The 1,972-nt window shown below is 77.0% G+C and carries 2 protein-coding genes; both read left to right on the forward strand.

Features of this window, described 5'->3' with window-relative positions:
- Nucleotides 1-54: 54 nt before the first annotated feature.
- On the forward strand, nt 55-1,092 hold the full coding sequence (locus Q0444_RS09730; RefSeq protein ID WP_299023097.1) for an NAD(P)H-binding protein: 1,038 nt from the start codon (nt 55-57) through the stop codon (nt 1,090-1,092).
- The gene (locus tag Q0444_RS09735; RefSeq protein ID WP_291079783.1) at nt 1,089-1,826 is read left to right on the forward strand and encodes a CPBP family intramembrane glutamic endopeptidase; all 738 of its coding nucleotides are present in this window, start codon (nt 1,089-1,091) and stop codon (nt 1,824-1,826) included. Before Q0444_RS09730 ends, Q0444_RS09735 begins: the two co-directional genes overlap by 4 nt.
- The last annotated feature ends 146 nt before the right edge of the window (nt 1,827-1,972 follow it).

Below are 1,972 nucleotides of genomic sequence, written 5' to 3' on the forward strand. Positions count from 1 at the left end.
CCCGCCGGCGATCCCGGCTCCCCGCCCGACCCCGCACCCGGGCCCCGCGTCCTGGTGATCGGCGCCACCGGCTACATCGGCTCCCGCCTGGTCCCGCGACTGCTCGAGGACGGGGCGCGGGTGTCCGTGCTGGCCCGCACCCCGGCCCGGCTCGACCACGTCCCGTGGCGCGACCGCGTCACCGTCCACGAGGGGGGCCTCGGGGACGAGCAGGCCATGCTCGACGCCCTCCGCGGCGTGGACGTGGCCTGCCACCTGGTCCACTCGATGGGCCACTCCGCGGACTTCGAGACCGAGGAGCGCGAGACCACCGAGGCGTTCGTCCGCGCCGTCGAGGCCGCCGGGGTGGGGCGGATCGTCCACCTGTCCGGGCTGCACCCTGCGGACGAGTCCGACCTGTCCCCGCACCTGCGCTCGCGCGTGGAGGTGGGGCGGATCATGCTGGCCTCGACCGTGCCCGCGCTGGTGATCCAGGCCGGGGTGGTGATCGGCTCCGGGTCCGCCTCGTTCGAGATGATCCGGCACCTCACCACCCGACTGCCCGGGATGGTCACCCCCAAGTGGGTCAGCAACCGGATCCAGCCGATCGCCGTCCGGGACGTGGTCCACTACCTGGCCGCGGCCACCACCTGCCCGCTCGAGGGCGACCTCGCGGACGGCCGGACCATCGACGTGGGCGGGCCGGACGTGCTGACGTACGGGCAGATGATGCAGATCTACGCGGAGGAGGCCGGCCTTCACCGCCGGCTCATGGTCCCCGTCCCCGTCCTCACGCCCAAGCTGTCCTCGCTGTGGATGGGACTGGTCACCCCGCTCGAGCCCGGCCTGGCCCGGCCGCTGGTGGAATCGCTGCGCTGCGAGGCGATCGTGCATGTCGACGACGCCGACGAGGGCCTGGGACCCCCGCCCGGCGGCCGCACCCCCTACCGTCAGGCCCTCCGCGAGGCCCTGCGGGTGCCGCACGGGCCCGCGCGCCCGGCGCAGTGGGCCGGCGCCGACCCCCTCGGCGACCCCGCCCGGCTCCTGCCGTCCGACGCGGACTGGGCCGGGGTGCGCCCGCCCACGGTCTGGCGCGCCCGCCCGGCGCGATGAGCACCGGGCCCGGGTCCGGGCCCGGGACCGCCGCCCCGGACACGCTCACCGGCCGCTACCGGCAGGCCTTCCGGACCGGCCAGATGGAGACCGCGCCGGTGCCGCCGACGCGCCGCCGCCTTGCCGTGGTCGTGGTCACCCTGGTGCTGGGCGCGGCCGTCAACGCGTGGGCGTTGCGCATCCCCGCCGGGGACTCGATGTTCTACCCCGCGACCGCCCTGCTGGCCGCGGTGTGGCTGACCGGGGCGTTCGCCTCCGGCCCGATCCGGGTGGGGCGCGAACCGTACCGGTCCGGCCGGCCCGTGGCGTCCTCGATCCTCGCCGCCTCCGCCCTGGCCGCGCTGTTCTGCCTGGGCGCGCTGGTCGTGGCGCGGATCGAGCCGCTGCGCGACCCCGTCGACGCCCTGCTCGACCATGCCACCGTGGGCAACCTGGCGCTGGTGGCCCTGCTCACCGCGGTCAACGGCGTGGCGGAGGAGTGCTTCCACCGCGGCGCGGTGTACTCGGCCACCTCCCGGATCCGCCCGGTCCTGGTCACCACGGTGGTCTACGCGGCGGTCACCGCCACCGCCGGCATCCCGCTGCTGGTGCTGGCCGCGGTCATCCTCGGGCTGGTCACCGCGGTCCAGCGCCGCTGCACCGGCGGGGTGCTGGGGCCGATCATCACGCACGTGGCGTGGTCGATGGTCATGCTGTTCGCGCTCGGCCCGATCCTCGACGCGGCGCGGGTCTGAGCCGGCGGGTCCGAGCCGGCTGGTCCGAGCCCGCGGGCTCAGCCGCCGCAGCAGTCCCCCCCCCCCAGCCCGGCGCCGTCCCCCGCCCCCCGCGCCCGGCGCACCCCCCCGGGGGCGAGGGTGCGGGCCCCGGGGGCCGGCCCCCC

It is taken from the genome of uncultured Dietzia sp., assembly GCF_937873725.1.
Classification (GTDB): Bacteria; Actinomycetota; Actinomycetes; order Mycobacteriales; family Mycobacteriaceae; genus Dietzia.